3 protein-coding genes are annotated in these 2,645 nt (G+C 59.8%); 1 reads left to right on the plus strand and 2 read right to left on the minus strand.

The window, feature by feature from the left end; all coding sequences use genetic code 11:
* Positions 1-1,175, minus strand: a 1,175-nt coding sequence (locus tag C8N42_RS21150) for a heavy metal translocating P-type ATPase (protein WP_146168309.1), incomplete at its 3' end; no start/stop codon positions are given.
* Between the two features lie 182 nt (positions 1,176-1,357).
* Here C8N42_RS21150 and C8N42_RS21155 point away from each other — a divergent pair.
* Positions 1,358-1,642: a hypothetical protein gene (locus C8N42_RS21155; RefSeq protein WP_038068706.1), complete on the plus strand. Its 285-nt coding sequence runs from the start codon at positions 1,358-1,360 to the stop codon at positions 1,640-1,642.
* Positions 1,643-1,667: 25 nt separating this feature from the next.
* On the opposite strand, the gene C8N42_RS21160 is transcribed toward C8N42_RS21155, so the two are convergent.
* On the minus strand, positions 1,668-2,333 hold the full coding sequence (locus C8N42_RS21160) for a L,D-transpeptidase (RefSeq protein ID WP_026155629.1): 666 nt from the start codon (positions 2,331-2,333) through the stop codon (positions 1,668-1,670).
* Positions 2,334-2,645 lie beyond the last annotated feature (312 nt).

Consider the following 2,645-nt stretch of genomic DNA (forward strand, 5'->3'; position numbering starts at 1 on the left):
CCGAAAATGAGCGGCGGCAGCAGGGCAATTGCAATGGCGAGAGCCATGACGATAGGCGTATAGATGCGGGCGAATTTCGCCACCCACTGCTCCACCGGCGCGCGGCGGGCATGGGCGTCGCCGACCATGCGGATAATCTTGGCCAACACGGTGTCCGAGGCGGCCTTCGTGGCGCGCACCGTCAGTGTGCCTTCGCCGTTGATCGTACCGGCATAGACTTCGTCGCCCCGTTCCTTTGGGACCAGCGCACTCTCTCCGGTGATCGGCGCCTGATCGACGGCCCCTGCCCCATCGACAACCTCACCATCCAATGGGATGCGGTCTCCGCCGCGCACGATGAAACGTGCGTTGATAGCAACCGCAGAAGCCGGAACGTCCGCTTCCGAGCCGTCATCATGAAGAACTCTTGCCGTCGGCGGCGCGAGGTCGAGCAGAGCTGAAACCGCATTCCTCGCACGCCCGACGCTCCAGCTTTCGAGGTAGAGCGAGAGCGAAAAGAAGAACGCGACTGTCGCCGCCTCGAAAAATTCGCCAAGCCCGATGGCACCGGCCACGGCGACCACCATGAGCAGGTTCATGTCGGGCGACAGCCGCCGAGCGGACGACCATGCCTTGGGTGCCACGAGCCAGACACCGAACAGGATCGCAACCGCGAACAGCCCTGCCTCGACCAGTGGCATCGGCGCTTCGCCGTGACCCGCGAAGAGGCCGAGCGCCCCGCCCATGCCGGTCTCGATGATGTGCCACAGAAATCCCGCGGCCCAGAAGCCTCCACTGAGCGCCGTAAACAGCCGCTGTCTTGCAAGATGGGCCGCCTGGTCGACCGACGCGTTCTCGGCATCCCAAGGCTTGGCGGTCATGCCGGTGCTTGCGACCAGTTCTGCAATTTCGCCGTCCGATAAACTCTTGGCGCTGTCGAGAATAGTCATCCGCCCATTGATCACGTCGAACGCGAGATGCTCGGCCCCGCCGATCTTCGGGCCGACCACCTTGTTCAGGATTGCTACCTCCTCGGCGCAATCGAGGCCGGACACCTGAAAACTGCGCCCGCCCGCTGGCGCGGGGGTCGCCGGAACGATGTCGCCGCACGTTCCGGCGCTCCCGCAGCAGCTGCCGCCGCTTGTCTGGGCATCTTCGGCGTGATCGTGGTCGTGACGATGGGTGTCGGGCGGCATGAATGGACCTCTGGATTCGGGTGCTTTACCATGACATAGCCCCTACAGTAGCTAGAGCTTCAAGAGCAAAATACGGTGGTATTTCAGTTTGTTTTATTGCTAGAGGATGCGGCGACCGGCTCCATCACGCCTTGAGGCATGAAAAGCCGATGCAAAGAAAAACAGACACGAAAGGAAGCTTGATGCGGGTTTTGATGCTGAAGCAAAAAATAATTGTTGCAGTGGCGCTGTCTCTTACGGCCGGGTGCGCAATCCAGCCGACTGGACCGGGCGACTCGGCAGACCGGCGGGGCAAAGTTCCCGAAGCCGTGATTGCAATGGCTGCCCCGGATCAGGATGTTGCAACCGCGCGCTTGGTGCCCGAGGACGGGTGCTACTGGTACAAACACAGCGGCCCCGTAGAAACAACCTTGCTGCCGCTGCGCACGGCGAACGGCAATCGTATCTGCACCCCTCGCGAAACTTAATTGCGTTTGCCGTCCGCTGCTTGGCTTAGCTGCGGGCAGTCACGCTGTCCTCCGCCGAGTAAAGATAGGCGGTAGAGCCGGTCTCGACGTTCGGGTAAAGATCATTGATATGAGCCATGACCATCCGTACGCAGCCCGAACTTGCGCGGCCACCGATACTCCGTGGGCTCGGAGTGCCATGGATGCGCAAAAGGGTATCGCGATCCCCGACGTAGAGATACAGCGCCCTCGATCCAAGCGCGTTTTCCGGTCCCGGTTCCATGCCATCGGCAATGTCAGCATAAAGTTCGGGGTCGCGATTGATCATGCTCTGTGTCGGTTGCCAGTGCGGCCACCTGACCTTGCGCTTGATGGTATAGACACCCGGCTCGTAGAGGTTCCCCCGCGCGATGGCCACGCCGTAGCGCATCGCGGTTCCACCCTCTTCAATGTGGTAAAGATATCGTGCGACCGCGTCGACATGGATATCTCCCGGCACGAGACCGGCCTTCGCGACCACACGTTGCGGTAGGAACCGCGGGTGCAATCCCCATGGGTTGGAAGTCTCGGCAACATAACCCTGAGGCGTCACCTGTGCGTCCCATTCAGCCTTCTGAGCCTCGGTGGGCCAAGTGTCGGCAAAAGCCATACCGGGACCGGTCACCGAAAAAAGCGCCGTTGTTGTCTGAATGAAGTGTCGTCTTGTCAGCATTTCGTACCCTTTCGGTTCTCACCGGCGATTGATGGCAAGAACGGTATGTGTTCTCCTTGAACAGATAGGACTTCTAGTGGCTAGAGGTTCAAGGGCAAATTTTCGTAAGTAGACATGCGATCCTTGCAGTTTCCAGTTTGCTAGGGAGGAGAAAACTGCTCGCACAATACCTGGTCCGAAGTTGCGCAGCGACAATTCGTTAAGTCGCAGATTGTCTGGTGTCGCGTTGCCTTTAAATCTGAGACGCGACGCTTTCGGCATCGAGTTTTGCCCTTAATTGCGAGATTTGGCTGTCATGGGGCCTTTGCTTCT

The organism is Celeribacter persicus (assembly GCF_003050785.1).
GTDB classification, from domain to species: Bacteria; Pseudomonadota; Alphaproteobacteria; order Rhodobacterales; family Rhodobacteraceae; genus Celeribacter; species Celeribacter persicus.